The 17,995-nt window shown below is 60.4% G+C and carries 16 protein-coding genes and 1 pseudogene; 10 read left to right on the top strand and 7 right to left on the bottom strand.

All coding sequences use genetic code 11. The features are described 5' to 3' along the window. The first annotated feature begins 144 nt into the window (after positions 1 to 144). Positions 145 to 792 (top strand): peptide-methionine (S)-S-oxide reductase MsrA, encoded by a 648-nt coding sequence (msrA, locus tag ABRP93_RS05870; RefSeq protein ID WP_349864009.1) that lies wholly within the window; start codon positions 145 to 147, stop codon positions 790 to 792. Here the strand turns inward: msrA and ABRP93_RS05875 are convergent. Next, positions 789 to 2,531 (bottom strand): alpha/beta-hydrolase family protein, encoded by a 1,743-nt coding sequence (locus ABRP93_RS05875; RefSeq protein WP_023024368.1) that lies wholly within the window; start codon positions 2,529 to 2,531, stop codon positions 789 to 791. The two genes, msrA and ABRP93_RS05875, sit on opposite strands and share 4 nt — an antisense overlap. Positions 2,532 to 2,618: 87 nt before the next feature. Between ABRP93_RS05875 and ABRP93_RS05880 the strand changes: the two genes are divergently transcribed. The 4 genes and pseudogenes from ABRP93_RS05880 to ABRP93_RS11700 all read left to right on the top strand — a co-directional run. Beyond that, entirely contained in the window at positions 2,619 to 3,566 is a 948-nt protein-coding gene (locus ABRP93_RS05880; RefSeq protein ID WP_349853572.1) for an L-lactate dehydrogenase, read from the top strand. After that, complete coding sequence (locus tag ABRP93_RS05885) at positions 3,566 to 4,270, top strand: glycerophosphodiester phosphodiesterase family protein (RefSeq protein ID WP_349864004.1); 705 nt, start codon at positions 3,566 to 3,568, stop codon at positions 4,268 to 4,270. The genes ABRP93_RS05880 and ABRP93_RS05885 overlap by 1 nt, the downstream gene beginning before the upstream one ends. Positions 4,271 to 4,290: 20 nt before the next feature. Next, the gene (locus ABRP93_RS05890; protein WP_349887259.1) at positions 4,291 to 5,220 is read left to right on the top strand and encodes a DUF5926 family protein; all 930 of its coding nucleotides are present in this window, start codon (positions 4,291 to 4,293) and stop codon (positions 5,218 to 5,220) included. Between the two features lie 314 nt (positions 5,221 to 5,534). Then, a pseudogene (locus ABRP93_RS11700) lies at positions 5,535 to 5,666 on the top strand (IS1249 family transposase); the annotation flags it as partial. A gap of 364 nt (positions 5,667 to 6,030) precedes the next feature. On the opposite strand, the gene ABRP93_RS05895 reads toward ABRP93_RS11700, so the two are convergent. Genes ABRP93_RS05895 through ABRP93_RS05905 form a run of 3 tightly spaced genes read right to left on the bottom strand, consistent with a single transcriptional unit; the run spans position 6,031 to position 9,205 of the window. Further along, on the bottom strand, positions 6,031 to 7,302 hold the full coding sequence (locus tag ABRP93_RS05895) for an LCP family protein (RefSeq protein WP_349887261.1): 1,272 nt from the start codon (positions 7,300 to 7,302) through the stop codon (positions 6,031 to 6,033). Between the two features lie 59 nt (positions 7,303 to 7,361). Further along, positions 7,362 to 8,072, bottom strand: coding sequence for a CPBP family intramembrane glutamic endopeptidase (locus ABRP93_RS05900; RefSeq protein WP_349887262.1), 711 nt, complete (start codon positions 8,070 to 8,072; stop codon positions 7,362 to 7,364). Next, positions 8,069 to 9,205: an amidase gene (locus tag ABRP93_RS05905; RefSeq protein WP_349887263.1), complete on the bottom strand. Its 1,137-nt coding sequence runs from the start codon at positions 9,203 to 9,205 to the stop codon at positions 8,069 to 8,071. Before ABRP93_RS05905 ends, ABRP93_RS05900 begins: the two co-directional genes overlap by 4 nt. Positions 9,206 to 9,238: 33 nt before the next feature. On the opposite strand from ABRP93_RS05905, the gene pheA reads away from it, so the two are divergent. Beyond that, entirely contained in the window at positions 9,239 to 10,147 is a 909-nt protein-coding gene (gene pheA, locus ABRP93_RS05910; RefSeq protein ID WP_349887264.1) for a prephenate dehydratase, read from the top strand. A gap of 9 nt (positions 10,148 to 10,156) precedes the next feature. After that, positions 10,157 to 10,810, top strand: coding sequence for a histidine phosphatase family protein (locus ABRP93_RS05915; protein ID WP_349887265.1), 654 nt, complete (start codon positions 10,157 to 10,159; stop codon positions 10,808 to 10,810). Here ABRP93_RS05915 and ABRP93_RS05920 read toward each other — a convergent pair. Genes ABRP93_RS05920 through ABRP93_RS05930 form a run of 3 tightly spaced genes read right to left on the bottom strand, consistent with a single transcriptional unit; the run spans position 10,807 to position 12,981 of the window. Further along, on the bottom strand, positions 10,807 to 11,154 hold the full coding sequence (locus tag ABRP93_RS05920) for a metallopeptidase family protein (protein ID WP_349868028.1): 348 nt from the start codon (positions 11,152 to 11,154) through the stop codon (positions 10,807 to 10,809). The genes ABRP93_RS05915 and ABRP93_RS05920 overlap by 4 nt on opposite strands. After that, positions 11,155 to 12,204: a septum formation family protein gene (locus ABRP93_RS05925; protein WP_349868027.1), complete on the bottom strand. Its 1,050-nt coding sequence runs from the start codon at positions 12,202 to 12,204 to the stop codon at positions 11,155 to 11,157. Between the two features lie 27 nt (positions 12,205 to 12,231). Next, positions 12,232 to 12,981 (bottom strand): GntR family transcriptional regulator, encoded by a 750-nt coding sequence (locus ABRP93_RS05930; RefSeq protein WP_349887266.1) that lies wholly within the window; start codon positions 12,979 to 12,981, stop codon positions 12,232 to 12,234. 65 nt (positions 12,982 to 13,046) lie between these two features. Here ABRP93_RS05930 and serS point away from each other — a divergent pair, with 65 nt between their 5' ends. The 3 genes from serS to ABRP93_RS05945 all read left to right on the top strand — a co-directional run bounded on the left by serS (position 13,047) and on the right by ABRP93_RS05945 (position 17,987). Further along, a complete protein-coding gene (gene serS / locus ABRP93_RS05935) occupies positions 13,047 to 14,303 on the top strand; it encodes a serine--tRNA ligase (protein WP_349887267.1) in 1,257 nt (418 codons plus the stop codon). Positions 14,304 to 14,330: 27 nt separating this feature from the next. After that, positions 14,331 to 15,962, top strand: a complete 1,632-nt coding sequence (locus ABRP93_RS05940) for a lysophospholipid acyltransferase family protein (RefSeq protein ID WP_349887268.1) — start codon at positions 14,331 to 14,333, stop codon at positions 15,960 to 15,962. 300 nt (positions 15,963 to 16,262) lie between these two features. Next, the gene (locus ABRP93_RS05945; protein ID WP_349853557.1) at positions 16,263 to 17,987 is read left to right on the top strand and encodes a glycerol-3-phosphate dehydrogenase/oxidase; all 1,725 of its coding nucleotides are present in this window, start codon (positions 16,263 to 16,265) and stop codon (positions 17,985 to 17,987) included. Positions 17,988 to 17,995: the final 8 nt, after the last annotated feature.

The raw sequence follows: 17,995 nt of genomic DNA on the forward strand, positions 1-17,995 counted from the left end.
GGTACGTGTCCCGATGATAGGCACGATCGAAAGATTTCGCCATGATTAATTTGAAATCTGCAAATACAGCGAATATTTAGTGGCCCGGGAATCTATTTGCCCAGTACAACGTTATTAGGGAAATAGAGAAAGGAGCTTTAACTGATGTGGATGTTTAAACCGGAACCGAAGATGGTGGCTGCGGAAGACGCCTTGCCGGGCCGCAGCGAGCCGGTGTTAGACCCCGCCCCGCATGCGGTGCTGGATACCCCAATTACCGGCCCGTGGAAGGACGGCCAGAAATCGATTTTGATTGCCTTAGGCTGTTTCTGGGGCGCGGAAAAGATGTTCTGGGAGACCGACGGTGTTGAGTCCACGTCCGTGGGCTACGCCGGCGGTACCACTCCGAACCCCACGTATTATGAGGTCTGCCGCGGGCAAACCAACCATGCAGAAACCGTGGAAGTCACCTATGACCCAGAGAAGATTTCCTTGCGCGAGCTCGTGGTGAAGGCCTTGGAGGCCCACGATCCGACGCAGGGCTTCCGCCAGGGAAATGACGTGGGCACGCAGTACCGTTCCGCGTTTTATCCCCGTACCGAAGAAGAGCGGGAAGAGATCCAAGCAATCGTGGATAGCTACGCGGATAAGCTCATAGAATTTGGTTTTGGGGAAACCACGACGGAAGTAAAGCGCTTAGCTGATACGGACTCTGGCGAGTACTACTTGGCCGAAGACGAACACCAGCAGTACCTGCACAAGGTGCCGAACGGTTACTGCCCGCACCACAGCACTGGTGTGAAGTGCGATTAGGCGTCGAGCCGGATAAAACCGGCGATTTTCCCGGCTAACTTAGAGGTGAGCTTCTGGCGCGATTGGGAGCCCAGGACCTCGTTCCAGTACCAGAGCATCTCCTGAAAGTAGTTATGCCCGTGGCCGCCTGGGACGTTCAGGGAGTTGATCTGGTCCAGGCCAATTTGCCACCAGGTAATAAACGGCGCCCAGCGCAGGTGGCGGAGCGTATCCGCCCGGAGTGTCTCCGGTTGGGGTTCGTGCATCCAGGTGGGGCGGCGGAACATTAGGTTCAGGTCCCACCACACGATGGCATCGGAGGCATGCTGGGCGATGAGCACCCGGGGCCGGCGCCAGGTCGAGGAAAAATCGTTGCCAAAGGCATCGCGGCGCGAGTGCTCCGGTTGGGCAACAAAGCGGACGTGTTGCCCGCCATCGATGACGGGGAGCCGCTCGAGCGAGCCGATATCGCGGCGCAGGCGCTGGGTAAAGTGCGTCATCCGCGGCGGGCCAGAAAAGACCGCGCCGTTGCAGGCGGCGAGGAGTTCTTCCTTGTTCTGGAAGTTATCCATAATGGCGTAGGCACCCAGTGATTCTCCTGCAAGGTAGAGACGCGGGCGGTCTTCTTCCGGGAGCTTGTCAATTTCTTCTTGCATCACGGAAATGAGCTCGGCCGCGGCGCGCTTGGGCGCGTTCTTATCCACGAGGTAGGCGAAAACCGAGGGCAGGTAGGAATACTGCATGGTGACGGTGACGCAATCACCGGCGGTTAAAAACTCGTAGGCGCTTGCGCTCCAGTTATTAATCCACCCGGATCCTGCGGGCATCTGAATAACGATGGTTTCCCGGCGCAGTGCACCGGTGCGCTGTAATTCTGAGCGCACCTTCTTCGCTGCTTGGGCGAAGGAACGCCCTGGGATATAGCCGGCATAAATGCGGATGGGTTCTTTGGCGGGAGTGCCGGTGATGCTGCGAATATCGCGGGCGCGTGGGCCGTTAGAGACGAAGCGCCGCCCTTGTTGCCCTAGCGCGGACCAAGGTTCAAGTGACCATGGGCTGCCGGAGCGCTCCGGCTCCCAGGGCATCGAGGTGCCGGGAAAGATTTGCTTGTTTAAGCGCTGTGCCTTGTGGGAGAGCGAACGGATCCAGCGCCGGAATACCACGCGGTCCGATAGTCCTACCGCGGCCACGGTTAGCCCTGCGGTGACGACCGGCCAGGCCACGAGTGCTGGAACCCAGCGGCCCAATTGTCGCGATAATTTGGTCACGGTCAGTTGTGCGGCCTCGCCTACCAAGAGCAGCGCGCCGTATCCGGCGGTGCCGGCGGCTAGGCCGATGGCAGCGGTAGCCGGACCGCGAACCAGTTGCTTATTAACAAGACCTGCCTGCTTTTCCTGGTTGCGCAGCGAGAGCGCCGCATTGAAGGCGGTGCCGGCGCCAATAGCTAAGTGCAAGATTTGGCGGTGCTGCGGTCCCAAGCGGTCTTGCGGGCGCTTGCCCAGCCGGTTGAGAACGAAGCTTGTCGAGGCCGCCCCGAGGTGTCCGATGGCCTGCCCGATAGATACATTGGCAGCCGTTACCCACCACGGGCGGGGCAGCAGGGACGGGGATACCGCGGCCCACGTGGCCAGCTCTGCACCTAAGATTCCGGCCGACATATGGGGCGGCAACGTTTGCCGGCTGGTCATGCGGACGACGGGCGTGAGATCCGCGACTACGCCAAGAGAAATTAGTGCAGCGCGGCTGAAGGCGCGTTTCATGGTTGCCCATTATCCCAGAACATGTTCCGTTGCGCAGTGTGAAACATTCCGCATGCAAAACCCCGCTAGGCGTTGCACAATGGGGGCATGGCAAAGCATGTAGGAAATAAAGTCGTTCTCATTGGCGCGGGTGACGTGGGAGTCGCTTACGCCTACGCACTGGTCAATCAGAGCATCGTCGACCACCTAGCCATCATCGACATCGATGAGCGGAAGCTGGAAGGCAATGTCATGGACCTCAACCACGGTGTGGTGTGGTCGCCACAGCGCACCCGCGTCACCAAGGGCACCTACGCGGATTGCGCGGACGCTGACATGGTCGTCATCTGCGCCGGCGCCGCCCAAAAGCCCGGCGAAACCCGCCTTGACCTGGTGGATAAGAACGTCAAGATCATGAACAGCATCGTCGAAGATGTCATTGCTAATGACTTCGACGGTATCTTCTTGGTCGCCACCAACCCGGTCGATATCCTGACCTACGCGGTATGGAAGGCCTCTGGCTTTGACCACAAGCGGGTCATCGGCTCCGGTACGATTCTGGACTCCGCGCGCTTCCGCTACATGCTGGGTGAATTGGAGGACGTGGCTCCGAAGTCCGTGCATGCCTACATCATTGGTGAGCACGGCGATTCCGAGTTGCCTGCCGTCTCCACCGCGAATATCGCCGGTGTGCCGCTTTCGCAGAAGCTGGAAAAGGATCCGGAATACGCCGAGCGCATTGAAAAGATCTTTGAAGAAACCCGCGACGCCGCCTACTCCATTATCGATGCAAAGGGCTCGACCTCCTACGGCATCGGTATGGGGCTTGCACGCATTACCGCCGCGATCATCCAGAACCAGGACGTGGCGCTTCCCGTCTCTGCTTACCTGCAGGGCGAGTACGGCGTGGAGGACCTCTACATCGGTACCGCGGCCATCGTGAACCGCACCGGCATCGTTCGCCCGGTAGAACTGCAGCTCAACGAGCACGAAAAGGAGCGTTTCGACGCTTCTGCGAAGACGCTCAATGACATCAAAGAAAAGTTCTTCGGCTAGTGCACATCGTCGCGCATAGGGGATATTCCGGAAAATACCCGGAGCTATCCCCCTTAGCTTTTGAAAAGGCCATGGAGCTTCCCATCCATGGCGTGGAGTGCGATGTGCGGTTAAGCCGCGATGGCAAGGTGGTAGTCCAGCACGATCCCACCTTGGAGCGAACGACGGGGCGCGCCGGGCGAGTTTCGGCGATGGACTGGCGGGAGCTGAGCGAGGTCGACATCGGCAAGGGGCAGCGCATGATGCTTCTCGATGACCTCCTAGCCATGCTGGGGGACAAGCCCCACCACCTTTATATTGAAACCAAGCACCCCTCCGGGCAAGGTAGTGCCTTGGAAAAGCGGGTCATGGAACGGCTGCGCGCCGCCGGGCTCGATGAGGATCCGCGCATTCACGTTATTTCTTTTTCCCATAAGGCCATCCGGCGCATGAAGATTTTGGCACCGCATATTGACCGCATTTACCTGCGCCGAGATTGGGAACGCCATTTCAATCGCTCGGATTTCATGTGGTCGCGGCCGAGTGCCCTGGGGGTTTCCCTGCTGCGCGCCAAGATGCAAGCAGCCATTATCGGTGCGCAGGGTTTGCCCACGTATATGTGGACCGTTGATAAGCCAGAAGACATGAAGTGGGCTTGGTCCAATGGCGTAGACATGCTTGCCACCAATCAGCCGGAGGTGGCCCTGCGCGCTATTGAGCTGTAGAAAGCAGGTATCTTGGAGGCATGGCCAAGAAGAAAAAGAAACAAGAAGACCTGCCTGAGGGCATGTCCCGCCGCCAGGCAAAGCTTGCTGCCCGCGCTAAAGAGCGCGCCGCCCTGGAAAAGGACCCGCGCCCCTATAGCGGCCTCGCGGCGGAGGCTTCCCTCGTTGCCATGCAAGAGTTTGTGCCCTCCGCTTTTGCGAAGCTCGAGGTGAAGGGCTGCGATAGGAACGTCTACGTCTCCACCGTCCTTCCGGGTGCCACCGCAGCGCTGATCCGCGATGAGGAATTCGGCGGCGATGCTTTTGTGGCACTGCAGGTGCAGTCCCACACCCACAACCCCGGCCGGGATCTGGCCTTCGCCCTGAATTGGGTCAAGAACAACGAGCCAGGCTCTACCTTGGAATCGACCGCGGCCGATGGCTCGCAGCCGGAGCTTAGTGAGCTTATCGATGCCGCAACTACCCTCGACATCGAAGTCCACCAGGACTTCGGCTGGTGGATTCCGGAAGGCGCACAGGTCACCCCTGAGGTATCGCAGTCCATGCGCGCCGCCAATGACTCGGTCATCGAATCCCACCAGGTGGGCAAGGACATTGCCGGCACCGCCTTTTGGGCCAATGCCGGCGGCGGCAAAGCGCACGTGCGCTGGGTGCGCCCGAATGACGATGAGGCCGCGTTCCTCAACGCCTTGGCGCGAGTCGCCGCGCGCGGCGAGCTGAACGTGGGCGAGGACACCAAGTTTGCCGGAGTATTCCGCACCCACGGCCTCATCGCTCCCGTCTTTGACGTGCAGCCTGAGGTTGATTACTCCTCTTATGAAGACAAGCTCGCGGGCGTAGATAAAGCCTTGGAAGAAGAAATCTCCAATGACGCGCAATTGAACGCAGAAGAGCGCAAGCAGTTAGAAAACATCAAGTCCCGCCAGGTGACGTTGCGCAAACAGGCCTAAACGACAGGATGTGTTGGTGAAGTTATATGTTTAGCCAGTCTGGCCTGCTGGTATTAGGATTATTTCACTTATCCGGAGGGATAACGCAGTCTCGGGCCTGAAATACCACCGGGGGCGTGCTGATGTGCTAGGCGCCGAGGTTCACGATGAATGGATGAGTAAGAATCATCCTCGATGCCCCGTCTGTAGCAGGGCGTGCACCAAAATACGGGACTACAAGCATCAATCCGCCAGCGATGGCGATGGAACGCCTGTAAAGCCACTGTCACTCGCGCTAGAGGCTGAGCCAGGAAAGTGGACGCATCAGAGGCCAGGCCTTAGCCAAAGCACACACCCTAGCCAGCCAAGAAACGCAAGCCACCAGCGGCCGTGAATACGGCCGACCAGCAACTTTCGACAGTGCCTATAACCACTCTATGGGAATACGCAAAGGCCACATGCCCTAAACCACGCAGTCCACCAACACAAAATGTCGTTTAACCCGACACGCCGGAAAACAACACATTTTGTCGTTTAACCCGCTAAACACACCACAACAAAGCGGCCCTTTACCTCGAAAAGACGAGGAGGAAAGGGCCGCTTTCTTCGCAATCTAGCTAGGAAGGGTTAAGGCATGAACAAGAAAAACTCAGGGCCGCGGCGCATAGCCTGGGCTTTCGCAGCCGCCAGCGCAATAGCCTTCATGCTTGGCATAATTAGGATGCTTTCTATGGATCCTGTGGAATGGAGAATTTACCCTGAATTCATCATAGCAACCACACTTGCTACTTTCTCAATAACGTTTTTCCGATACGAAGATTGAGTTCAGTCTTATTTCATGGAGTCCCAGAGCTGTTGGGCGCCTTCATCGTCCCAGAGCACGACATTGCCCACGACGGTGTCCTGGAAGCCGCCAATGGGAACGGTTTCCGTGTCCACGCCGGAGCCCATCGCAAGTGCCACGCGGGCTAGGTGCCATACGTGGTCGCCATCGCCGACGATGAAGGAAGAGGCGGTGTGGTTAATCAGGGAAATCGACCGGAAGGGGTTAATCAGCGTGGCCGGGGAGGTGATCTTATCTAGGAGCGCCGCGAAGAACTCGCGCTGGCGCTGCACGCGGTCGAGATCTCCCATCGCGGTGGCGCGGGTGCGCACATAGCCCAGCGCATCGCTTCCCTCTAGCTTCTGGCAGCCTTCCTGCAGATCGATGCCCGCCAGCGGGTCATTGATGGGCTCTGCCACGCAGATATCAACGCCGCCGACGGAATCGACCACATTGGCCAAACCACCCATGCCGATTTCGGCATAGTGGTCAATGTGCAGGCCGGTATTGCCCTCCACGGTTTGCGTGAGGAGCTTTGGCCCGCCGTAGGCAAAGGCGGCGTTGATCTTATCCATGCCGAAGCCTGGTACTTCCACGTAGCTATCACGCGGAATGGAGACCAGCTGGGCTTGGCCGGAGCGCGGGATATGCAAGAGCATGATGGTATCGGTGCGTCCCTCGCCCACATCGCCACCGGTTCCGAGGGCTTGTTGGTCTTCTTCGGATAGGCCCTGGCGGGAATCGGATCCCACCAACAGCCAATTGGTGCCGGAGGTATTGGCCACCTGCTCATCCGGGAGGGCATCCACGCGGGTCAGGCGAGTATCGGCCCACAGCGCGAAGATGAGGCTAAAGACCACGACGACGAGGACAAAGATACCGGCGCAGCCAAAGAACCGCTTGACCGGATTGGTCTTTTTCCGGCGGCTATGCGGCTTAGAGTGGCGGCGGGGCGGTTGCTGCGCTTGTTGTGGTTGGTAGCGCTGTTGCAGCTGCTGCGGCGATTGCGGCTGCGATCGCTGCTGTGGCGGCCGTTGCTGTGGTGGTTGCTGCGCGGAACGCTGCTGCTGGGCCCGGTACTGGCTGGGGTAGCGGGTAGGGGTTTCCTGGCGCGGGATGTGCTGCTGCGGCTCGGCACGATTCGTGCGCGGCCGGCGGCGGATGGGCCGACCATAGCGGTCCTTGAGGGGACGGCCATCGGCCCCAAGGACGAACTCACTGGATGAGCTATCGCCAGCGCGGCGCGCCTCCCGATGCGGATCTCGTCCTGATTCAGTCATGCGCTATACCTTACAAGGCGCCGGCCAATTCCCCCGCTTTCCTCGCGAGCACGCCACACTTAAAGTACGGAAAGGCCGAAGGAATAGCCGAGGAAAGCGATGGCATCGATAAGAAAGTGCGCGATGACAAGCGGCCACACGCGGCCGGTGCGGTGATAGTAGTAGCCGTAGATTACGCCCATGATGATATTGCCAAAGCCGGCCGATACCCCCTGGTACAGGTGATATGAACCGCGCAGAATGGAGCTTGCCGCAAGGGTGGCCGGCAGGGACCAGCGCGCTTGGCGCAGCCTGGTCATTAGCCACATGACCACCACGGTCTCTTCCGCAAAGGCATTGGCGGCGGCCTTGATGAGAGAGACCGGAATCTCTAACCACGCATTATCGAAGTCACCGGGGATGACCTCTTTGCTCCAGCCAAACTGCACTGCGACGAAATACAAAACTAGGCCCGGGATGCCGATGAGCGCGGCAAGTCCCGCGCCGTGCAACCAATCAGAGGCGCGGTAGGCGGCCGGTTTAATGTGGTCTTGTGCCAGCAGGAAAATCACCAGCGCACCATAGGCAAAAAGGACCGCCGCCGAGCACAATTGCAGGCCCAAATCCACCCACGCCAGGCTGGATTGGCTGGAGTTGAGCGTGACGGATTGCTCATTGAGCGCCTGCGGAGCAGCCAGCGAATTGATCAGCCGCAACACCGCCCTGACCCCGGAAATACCAAAGGTCAGGGTGAGGACGATGAGCAGCTCGGCGCGTAGTTTCTTGGTCATGGGTGTAGGATGTGGGCGAGGCCTAAAAGTTGGGCATCGGAAAGCGTAATGCCTCCCACATGCACGCCGACGGGCGGGTGCGCGGGGATGGCCCAAGGAACGGAGATGGCGGGCAATTGGGCCATATTAAACAGCGAAGCCCACGGGGACCAGCGCGTTTGGGCGTCGAAATTCTCCGCGTGCGGAAGGGACAGGAAATGCCCCCGCGGCGGGGGATCCGCGGTGAGCATGGGCGTGATAATGGCATCGACCCGCCACTGCTGCGCAAGAAGCTCCGGGAGGTGGCGGACATGGCGCTGCGCCGCGCTTAGCTCGGCGGCGGATACGGTAGCGCCTTGCTGGGCCACCCAAGCCGCGTAGCCCTCTGCCTGCGGCAGCCCCACAAACCGGGAGGTAAAGATCTCGCGGAAATGCGCAAACGTGGCCCCTGCCTGCGGATAAGGCGCAATGGGGACGACCTCGAACCCCGCAGCGCGCAGACGATCCGCGGCCTCGCGTGCCGCCCGCAGGTGGTGGGACTCTACCCGAGTCGCGGCAAATAGGGGCTCAAGCAACAGCCCAATGCGGGCGCGCGGGGTGATCATGCGGTGGCCGCGCAGAAAGGCATTATCGGCCACGGTGCGGGTGATGAAACCCTCCGCGCCCAGGTTGCTGCCCGCAGGCTTAAAGCCCACGACCCCGCAGGCCGCCGCGGGAACGCGAATGGAACCGCCGCCATCGCTGGCCTGCGCCGCGCGCACGAGGCCGCGGGCTACCTGGACGGCCGCGCCGCCAGAAGAACCGCCCGGGGTGCGTCCTGGATAAAGGGGATTATCGGGGTGGGGAAGATCCACCGGCTCGGTATCGACGCGCAAGCCCAACTCCGGGGTGGAGGACTTGCCAATGAATATCGCGCCCTGCTTTTCCAATGTCGCGATGAACGGCTCGCTGACCGCGGGATAGTACGTGCGGTTGGCATTGCCCAAAGTGGTGGGCATGCCCGCGACATCGTTGAGATCCTTTGCAGATAGGACCCACCCGCGCAGCCGGCCGGTGCGGGCGGGGGTGCGCTGCAGATCCAGGTAGGTAAAACCGTGCTCTGCGGGGCCCATGCCCTGCACATCCGCGCGCAGTCGTTCTATGGAAAAGTCCATGGCGCACCAGTCTAGTGGGCTAAGGTGACGGGCATGACTACAACCATCGCTTTCTTAGGTCCTGCCGGTACGTTCACGGAGGCCGCCGTGCACAAATTCGCCGCCGAGTGGGAAGCGCGCGGGGAGACTGTGGAGACCCTACCAGTGGACTCGCCATCGGCGGCGGTGGCGGCCGTGCGCGCCGGGCAGGCCGATTATGCCTGCGTCGCCATCGAAAACTCCGTGGACGGGGCGGTGACGACGACCTTTGACGCGCTGGTAGAAGGCGATCCCGTACAGATTTACCGGGAGGTAGATATCCCCGTGACCTTCAGCATCATGGCCCGGCCGGGAACGAAAGACATCACGCGCCTGAGCACGCACCCGGTGGCCTTTCAACAAATTCGCGGCTGGGTGGCGGAGAACGCGCCGGGCGTGGAATTCGTGCCGGCGAGCTCGAACGCGGCGGCGGCTCAGGCCGTAGTGCGCGGGGAGGTCGACGCTGCGGCGGCGCCAGCGCGGGCGGCAGAAATCTTCGGCCTAGAAACCAAAGCGAGCGGCGTGGCCGACGTACAGGGCGCGGCCACCCGCTTCGTCCTGGTGGGCCTGCCGGGTCGCCCGACCGCGCGCACCGGCCAGGATCGCACCAGCGTCATTTTCACCCTGCCCAACCAGCCAGGAACCCTGGTGGGGGCCTTACAAGACTTTGCCCACCGTGGGGTGGATCTTTCCCGGATCGAGTCGCGGCCGACCCGCCAGACCTTTGGTACCTACCGCTTCTATGTGGACCTGATTGGGCATATCGATGACCAGCCGGTTGCTGAGGCCCTGCGCGCGGTGTGGTTGCGGGCGGAGGAACTGCGCTTTTTGGGCTCTTGGCCCACCGCGTCGCCCGCCGGCCACCCACCGCGGGATCTGGCTGAGGCGGATGCCTGGGTGGCGAGGGCGCGCAGGGGTCAATAATCTGGACGCATGACTGGAAGAATCATCCTGCTGCGCCATGGCCAAACCCATTCCAACGTCTCCCGGCTGCTGGATACCCGGCCGCCGGGCGCGGAGCTTACGGATCTGGGGCGCAACCAGGCCACGGAGGTGGGCCGGGAACTAGCAGGCTTCGTGGGCGATCGCGAGGTCGACTTCAAGTGCTCTATTGCGCTGCGGGCGCAGCAGACCGCCACCTTGGCGGCGCGCGCCTTTGAGCAGGAGCGGAACCTGCCGCGCTTTTCCATTCCCATCGATGTCATCCCGAATGTGCAGGAGATTTTCGCCGGCGATTGGGAGCTCGATGCCAGCGAGGCCGCCCACCGCAGCCACGATACGGCCATGCGCGGCTGGTGCTACGGCGATAGCCAGGCCGCCATGGAAGGCGGCGAGCGGCTCCACGACGTGCTTTCGCGTTTCCAGCCCGCGCTGGAAGAGATTGCGGCGCAGCTTGCCGATGACCGCGATGTCATCCTCGTCAGCCACGGCGCCGCCATCCGGGTGGTGACCAAGCACGCCACCGGCGCGGATGCGGACTTTGCCTATACCGGTTATATGCCCAATTGCCGCTTTACCGTCATGGAACCGCGCGGCAAGAAATTTGGCGAGTGGACGCTTACCCGCTGGGCCGATATTGAGCTCTAACCCCAGCCCAGCTGGTGCAGTTCGTGTTCTTCCATGCCAAAGTAATGGCCTAGCTCGTGGAAGACCGTGACCTTGACCTGTTCGGCCAGGTCTTCTTCTGACGTGGCCCAGCGCTGCAGCGTGCTGCGATAGATGAAGATCGCATCGGGCAAATACCCGGTGTGGTCAAATGTGCGCCGAGGCAAAGCGACGCCCTCATAGAGTCCCAGCAAGGTGGGATTATCGGGGTTTTCCTCTTCCACCAGGATCACCAGGTTGCGCATCTTGCGCACGAATTCATCGGGCACCTGATCGAGGGCGTCATTGACCATCTCCTCGAAGCGCTCTTGCGAGACGGAATACATTTACGGCGCCGGCTTATTATCGCGAATCGGGTTGCGCTCAGGGCGCTCTTCCGGCGGGTTGCCATCGATGGAGAGCGCCTGGCGGCCACCGGTGGCGGTACCAGTGATGGAGGAGAAGCCGCCATCATCGCGGGCGTGGACGAGCGAGCAGTTCACGGACTTGGTGCCACCATTCCAGGACTCTTCCGATACGGTGCCCCAGAACGGTTGCAGCGTGGATTGGTAGAGCTGCTCTTCCCCGCCCAAGTAATCCTCAGCGGCGGCCGTGCAGGTATCCGAGAGGAATTTATCCATCTCCTTGCCGTCCGGGTACGCGTCGGGGAATTTCTTGCCCAAGTCGATGACGGATACCGTCTCCAGCTGGTGTGGCTGGCCGCAGTCCACGACGTGCGGTACCTGCTGATCATCGATGGCCAAGCACTCGCCCGGCTTAGCCAGATTGGCCTGCTCGGAGGCCTCGACGTTGCCGGTGGTCAATTGCGGCACGCCGTGATCATCGGTGGTCTGTAGGCCGCACAGCAGGGTGCGGTCACCGTTATCCCACGCGGATTCCGGCGGCAAAATGGAGGCAATATCGTATTTGCCGTGCGGATCCCACTTGCTGTGCAGGTAGCTCACTGTGGCGGATTCGCAGAGCTCATCGCGCAGCTGGTGCTGGCGGGTAAGCGCGGGCCGCGAGGCATCTGGGCCGAATTCGCTGGTGGGGTAGACGCTGAGATCCTCCACGGTAGAGACCTCAAAGCGGTGCTGCTCCGAGCATTCCACCTCTTTGAAGGAAGCGGCAGAGCCATCCTCGTTGATATCCCACGTCACGCAGGACCCAGCGGAAGCGGAGGTAAAAGGCTCCGTCTTCGGATCGGAGGATCCCGAGCCACCCGCACCGCCCTCAGCGGACTGCTCGGAAGAGGCCGTATTATCGGCCCCGTTGGAGCCGTGGTTGCTGACAATGCCGTAGATACCCATGAAAACGGCCGCCGCGATTGCTGAGATCAAGGCAATCTGGACGGCCACAGCGGAACGCCACGCAGGTGATTTCTTCATAAGGCCCATTATCTTACCTCTTAAGCAGGGTCTTTTCTAGATTGAGGTATCCCGGGAAACGCGGGTATTCAGGTGGTACCTATCGGTGCGGTAGACCGAGGAACACCATTCCACGGGCTTATCCCCCGAACGCGAGCAGCGCACGATGTGCAGCAATGGGGAACCCACGGGGACATCGAGAAGCGGCGCAATCTCCTCATTGGCGGCAATGGCGGATACGGTCTGGTCCGCGTCCGTGATGGGGACACCAAACGTCTTATCCAAAATCGAGTACACCGAGTTATAGGTGTCATTTTCCAGCAGGCTCGGCGCAAAGGTGGAGTTGTACCAGCCGTCATCGATGGAATAAGGCTCGCCATCGCCCAAGCGCAGCCGGCGCAAATGAATCTGTTCCTCTGTGGCAGGGGTGCCAAAGAAGTTGGTGGCCGCCTCCGGTGCGCTGGCGCGGCCGCTGTTGAGGATCTTGGAGGAAGCCACCACGTTCTGGGCGCTCATTTCATCAGAAAAAGAAGCCAGATGCAGGCGCGATACCAAGGGGTTGGGGGCAACGAAGGTTCCCTTACCGCGCACGCGGCGCAATTTTCCGGCGGCAACGAGATCCCCAATGGCCCGGCGCACCGTAATGCGGGAGACACCGTAGGTCTCCTCCAGGAGTCTCTCACCGGGGAGGATATCACCGGGTTTGAGGGTGGTATTACATAATTCCTCCAGAATATCGTGCAACTGGGCGTGCTTGGGGGCGGGGCCATCGCTGATTTCGCGGGCCGGCAATTCTAGGGAGGACATGATTCCATAATAATTCGCTGGTTATTACCACGGCAAGGCAATGGCAGTGCGCTAGAATCAGTCCCGTGATTGATCTCAAGCTACTCCGTGAAAACCCAGACGTTGTCCGCGCCTCTCAGGTCACCCGTGGGGAAGACCCCTCGCTCGTGGATCAGCTCCTTGCCGCCGATGAGAAGCGTCGCTCTGCCATCCAGAAGGCAGACGAGGTGCGTTCCCAGCAGAAATCCCTGGGCAAGAAGATTAGTCAGGCCTCCCCGGAAGAGCGCTCGGCGTTGCTGGAAGGCGCAGATGAGCTGAAAGCCAAGGTAAAAGAGGCAGAAGAGGCTCGATCCGCTGCTGAGGCCACGGTGGAAGAGCTGCAGTACAAGATCGATAACGTCGTCGAAGGCGCGCCCGCCGGCGGCGAAGATGACTTTGTTCTCGTTGAAGAAGTAGGCGAGATCCCGCACTTCGATTTCGAGCCTAAGGACCACCTTGAGCTTGGCGAGTCCCTGGGGCTCATTGACGTCAAGCGCGGTGCGAAGGTCGGCGGTGCCCGCTTCTACTACCTCACCGGCGATGGCGCCTTCCTGCAGCTGGGAATGCTGATGCTGGCGGCGCAAAAGGCACGGGAAGCCGGCTTCCAGTTGATGATCCCGCCGGTCCTCGTGCGCCCAGAGATCATGGCCGGCACGGGCTTTTTGGGCCAGCACTCCGATGAGATCTACTACCTTCCGGCCGATGATCGCTACCTCGTGGGCACCTCCGAGGTAGCCCTGGCTGGCTACCACAAGGATGAGATCATCGATTTGTCCAATGGCCCTCTGCAGTACGCCGGCTGGTCCTCCTGCTTCCGCCGGGAGGCCGGTTCCCACGGCAAGGACACGCGCGGCATCCTGCGCGTGCACCAATTCGACAAGCTAGAAATGTTTGTCTATTGCAAGCCGGAAGACGCCGAGGACATGCACCAAAAGCTCCTCAACATGGAAAAGGAAATGCTGGCTGCGATGGAATTGCCGTACCGCACCATCGATATCGCCGGCGGTGATTTGGGCTCTTCGGCTGCCCGTAAATTCGATAACGAGGCGTGGGTGCCAACCCAGGGCACCTACCGCGAGCTGACCTCTACTTCCAATTGCACCACCTTCCAGGCCCGCCGTCTATCCACCCGCTACCGTGATGAGAACGGGAAAACACAGGTAGCCGCCACCTTGAACGGCACCCTGGCCACCACCCGTTGGATCGTGGCGATTTTGGAAAACCACCAACAAGCCGATGGCTCCGTCGTTGTTCCAGAGGCCTTGCGCCCATTTGTGGGCAAGGATGTTCTCACGCCGCAGTAGCCTGCGAAGCAAAGCTAAAGGAGCACCATGAACGCTGCGACGAATTTCTTGTACCGCCAAATCACCCACATTGGGCGCGGCCTCACCTTGGCCCAAGGCCTACAGATGCGCCTGTCGGGGGAAGAAAATATTCCTGATGACGGCGGTGCCGTCCTCGTGTGCAATCACACCGGGTATATGGATTTTCTCTTCGGTGCGTTCATTGCCTATCGCAAAAAGCGTTTGGTGCGCTTTCTGGCCAAGGCCAGCATCTTTAGTGCCCCGGGCGTGGGTGCCCTGCTGCGCGCCATGGGGCACGTGCCGGTAGATCGCATCGATGGCAAAGAGTCCTTGCGCAAGGCGGTGGAGCTTGCCGAAGCCGGCGAGCTCGTCGGCGTCTTTTCTGAAGGCACGATTTCCCGCAGCTTTGAAATCCGCAGCATGAAAACCGGCGCATCCCGCATCGCTTTTGAAGCCGGCGTGCCGGTTGTCCCGCAGGTGATGTTCGGTTCGCAGCGCCTGTGGACGAAGGGCCACAAGAAGAACTTGGGACACACCAAGACTCCGGTCTTTATTACCGCGCTCGAGCCGTATTACCCCACCGGGGATCCAGAAGCCGATACCGCAGAAATCCGCCGCCGCATGCAGGAGGGCTTAGAAGGGCTTTGGGAGGATTATGAGGCGGAGTTCGGCCCGATGCCCGCCGGCGAATATTGGGTTCCCGCGCGCAAGGGCGGTTCCGCCCCGACGCTGGAAGAAGCCGAAGCGCGCGACGCGGAGGTGGAAACGGAGCGGCACCGGGTGCGTCGTTTGCGAGATGACCTGGTAGGGCTCAAAGAGCGCGTTTCCGTTTCCACCGTTGAACTCGTGCGCAACCACATGGCCTCTGCCAAAGGTAAGGAAGGCCAGGAAGCGCACGAAGGCGATGAGGTGCAAGAAAAGAAGCACATCGCGGCCGATACCTTGGAGTGGGTCAAGACCAACCTCAATGCCGTGGTGGAAGAGGCGACCCGAGGCTTGGATGAAGGCCGGGATAAGGTCGCCGATGTCATGGCGCAATTGAAGTCCGATGTGGCGCAAGCCCAGGCCTCTATTGCCGCAAGCAGCAAAGAGATCTGGGAAGGATCCGTGGTAGAGCAGGGACTGCTCGCCGCGGCGACCCAATCGCGCCTGATCGTTTCCCGCCTGCCGCACCGGCTCAAGGCCCAGTTTTCTGATATTCCGCGCGTAGTGGTGGCGCACCAAAGCACGATGAACTGGGAAGACGACGCCCTGACCCCGCGGTTGAAAGCGGCGCTAGAAAACATCTATCCCGCAGCTGAAGTGCTCATCGTGGTTTCGTGCGATGCGGATATCGATGTCCCGCAGGCGGTGTGGCGTATCCAGCTTGATGAGCAGGCCGAAAAGCCGCTCGTGGACAAGGAAGCGATGAAGGTCACCTCCGCCACGGCGGCCGCCGGTGTGGACTGTATCCTGGATGATTTGGAAGCCAAGCCGAGCGAGGCATTGGTCTTTGGTAATGAGCCGGGGGATGAAGACTTTTTGAATCACATCCCGGTCGTTGCCCTAGAGACCGCGCCCATCGAGGTGGTCAAGGACGCGCAGGCTGTCACGTATTCTGCCGAGCGCGCAGGTATGTCCGAGGTTTTGGAAGCGATGGCCCGGCTACAAAAAGATTAGCCGGGCGCAAACGTTGGCGTTACCACCCCCGCGAGGGGGTGGTTTTCCTTTTGGGTGTCTAAGCAAAGGGTGGAAATTGACTGCTTACGGGGCCGGAAGTTACGTGTGAGAAACCTCTAGTGAATGTTTAACCGGTGACCTCTAGCATAGGAGATAGGAGATATTGGCTCTATTTTTCAGAGTGCAATAGTCGCCATCATGAATCATCCAAAACCTGCTTTTAGCTGTGCTTACGCCATCTCATTCATTGTTTGTCGGAGCAAGCACACATGAGCACCAAGGAAGGAGATGCGGTCTCTAATGACCCAGCAAAGCAACCAATCCTTTAACCCCGAATATTTTGAAAATGTGTGGAATGGCTACGCGGATGAAGACTATGACGTCGTCATCATCGGTGGTGGCTCCGTAGGTGCCGGCGCGGCACTAGATGCAGCAACCCGCGGTTTGAAGACTGCAGTGCTGGAGTCCCGCGACTTCGCCGCAGGTACCTCTTCCCGCTCTTCCAAGATGTTCCATGGTGGCCTGCGCTACCTTGCAATGTTTGACTTCCGCCTCGTGGCAGAGTCCCTGAAGGAGCGCGAGCTCAACATGTCCACGTTGGCTCCCCACCTAGTCAAGCCGCTGAAGTTCATCTTCCCGCTCACCCACCACGTATGGGAGCGCGTCATGATGTTCGGCGGCTTTACCCTGTATGACCTCATGGGTGGTGCAAAGAGCGTGCCGATGCAAAAGCACCTCACCCGCAAGGGCGCCCTCAAGGTCACCCCGGGCCTGAAGGAAGACGCCATCGTCGGCGGCGTGCGTTACTATGACACCTTGGTGGACGATGCCCGCCACACCATGACCGTGCTGCGCAGCGCCGCTGAGTACGGCGCCGATGTGCGCACCAATACCGAGGTCATCGGCTTTGACAAGGATCGCGGCGGCCGCGTAGTTGGCGCCAAGGTCCGCGATACCGCCACCGGCCGCGAGGCCACCGTACGCGGTAAGGTCTTCATCAACGCCACCGGTGTCTGGAACGACAAGATCCAGGAGCTGGCCGGCGTGGAAGGCAAGTTCACCGTTCACGCTTCCAAGGGTGTGCACATCGTTGTGCCTAAGGATGCCCTGGATGCAGAAGCAGCACTGTGCTTCGTGACCGAAAAGTCCGTCCTCTTCGTCATTCCATGGGGCGATTACTGGATCATCGGTACCACCGATACCGATTGGGAAAAGGGACTGTCCCTTCCGGATCCCGCCCCCACCAAGGCGGATATTGACTACATCCTGGATCAGGTCAACCAGCGCGTGCGCCGCCAGATTACCCGCGATGACATCGTCGGTGTCTACTCCGGTCTGCGCCCGCTGCTGTCCGGTAAGTCTGACTCCACCACCAACCTGTCCCGCAACCACGCCGTGGCTCGCGTAGCCCCAGGCATGGTGTCCGTTGCCGGCGGTAAGTACACCACCTACCGCGTCATCGGTAAGGATGCAGTTGACCTGGCCGTGGAAGAACTCGGCGGCAAGGTGCCGGAGTCCATTACCGAGCACACCCCGATCCTGGGTGCTGCCGGCTACCACGCACTGGCCAACCAGATTCCTACCTTGGCCCGCCGCTACAACCTGAGCGAGGACTTCATCGAGCACCTGCTTGGCCGCTACGGATCGCTTTTGGGCGAGGTTCTGGCTCCTGCGCAGGATGATGAGTCCTTGCTCGAGCCCGTTCCTGGCGCAGAGTCCTACCTCTGGGCTGAAGTGCGCTACGCCGTCACCCATGAGGGCGCGCTGCACTTGGACGATATCTTGACCCGTCGCCTCCGCGTTGCCATCGAGTTCGGTGACCGTGGCGTCAACGCAGCTCCTGCTGTTGCGGACTTCGTTGCTCCGCTGCTGGATTGGAGCGAAGAAGACAAGCAGCTCGAGGTGGATACCTTCACCAAGCACACCGAGGCCGAGCTGGCTGCCGAGGCAGCAGTAACCGACCGCGAAGCTAACGACATTCTGGTCCGCGCTGGCTCCGCTCGTCCGACCGAGACTCAAGGATAAGGGGAGGC

It is taken from the genome of Corynebacterium sp. KPL2850, assembly GCF_040225855.1.
Taxonomy (GTDB): domain Bacteria; phylum Actinomycetota; class Actinomycetes; order Mycobacteriales; family Mycobacteriaceae; genus Corynebacterium.

Coding starts and splice junctions, on each gene's coding strand:
- msrA (WP_349864009.1), top strand. CDS start 145: ATGTGGATGTTTAAACCGGAACCGAAGATGGTGGCTGCGGAAGACGCC.
- ABRP93_RS05875 (WP_023024368.1), bottom strand. CDS start 2,531: ATGAAACGCGCCTTCAGCCGCGCTGCACTAATTTCTCTTGGCGTAGTC.
- ABRP93_RS05880 (WP_349853572.1), top strand. CDS start 2,619: ATGGCAAAGCATGTAGGAAATAAAGTCGTTCTCATTGGCGCGGGTGAC.
- ABRP93_RS05890 (WP_349887259.1), top strand. CDS start 4,291: ATGGCCAAGAAGAAAAAGAAACAAGAAGACCTGCCTGAGGGCATGTCC.
- ABRP93_RS05895 (WP_349887261.1), bottom strand. CDS start 7,302: ATGACTGAATCAGGACGAGATCCGCATCGGGAGGCGCGCCGCGCTGGC.
- ABRP93_RS05900 (WP_349887262.1), bottom strand. CDS start 8,072: ATGACCAAGAAACTACGCGCCGAGCTGCTCATCGTCCTCACCCTGACC.
- ABRP93_RS05905 (WP_349887263.1), bottom strand. CDS start 9,205: ATGGACTTTTCCATAGAACGACTGCGCGCGGATGTGCAGGGCATGGGC.
- pheA (WP_349887264.1), top strand. CDS start 9,239: ATGACTACAACCATCGCTTTCTTAGGTCCTGCCGGTACGTTCACGGAG.
- ABRP93_RS05915 (WP_349887265.1), top strand. CDS start 10,157: ATGACTGGAAGAATCATCCTGCTGCGCCATGGCCAAACCCATTCCAAC.
- ABRP93_RS05920 (WP_349868028.1), bottom strand. CDS start 11,154: ATGTATTCCGTCTCGCAAGAGCGCTTCGAGGAGATGGTCAATGACGCC.
- ABRP93_RS05925 (WP_349868027.1), bottom strand. CDS start 12,204: ATGGGCCTTATGAAGAAATCACCTGCGTGGCGTTCCGCTGTGGCCGTC.
- ABRP93_RS05930 (WP_349887266.1), bottom strand. CDS start 12,981: ATGTCCTCCCTAGAATTGCCGGCCCGCGAAATCAGCGATGGCCCCGCC.
- ABRP93_RS05940 (WP_349887268.1), top strand. CDS start 14,331: ATGAACGCTGCGACGAATTTCTTGTACCGCCAAATCACCCACATTGGG.
- ABRP93_RS05945 (WP_349853557.1), top strand. CDS start 16,263: ATGACCCAGCAAAGCAACCAATCCTTTAACCCCGAATATTTTGAAAAT.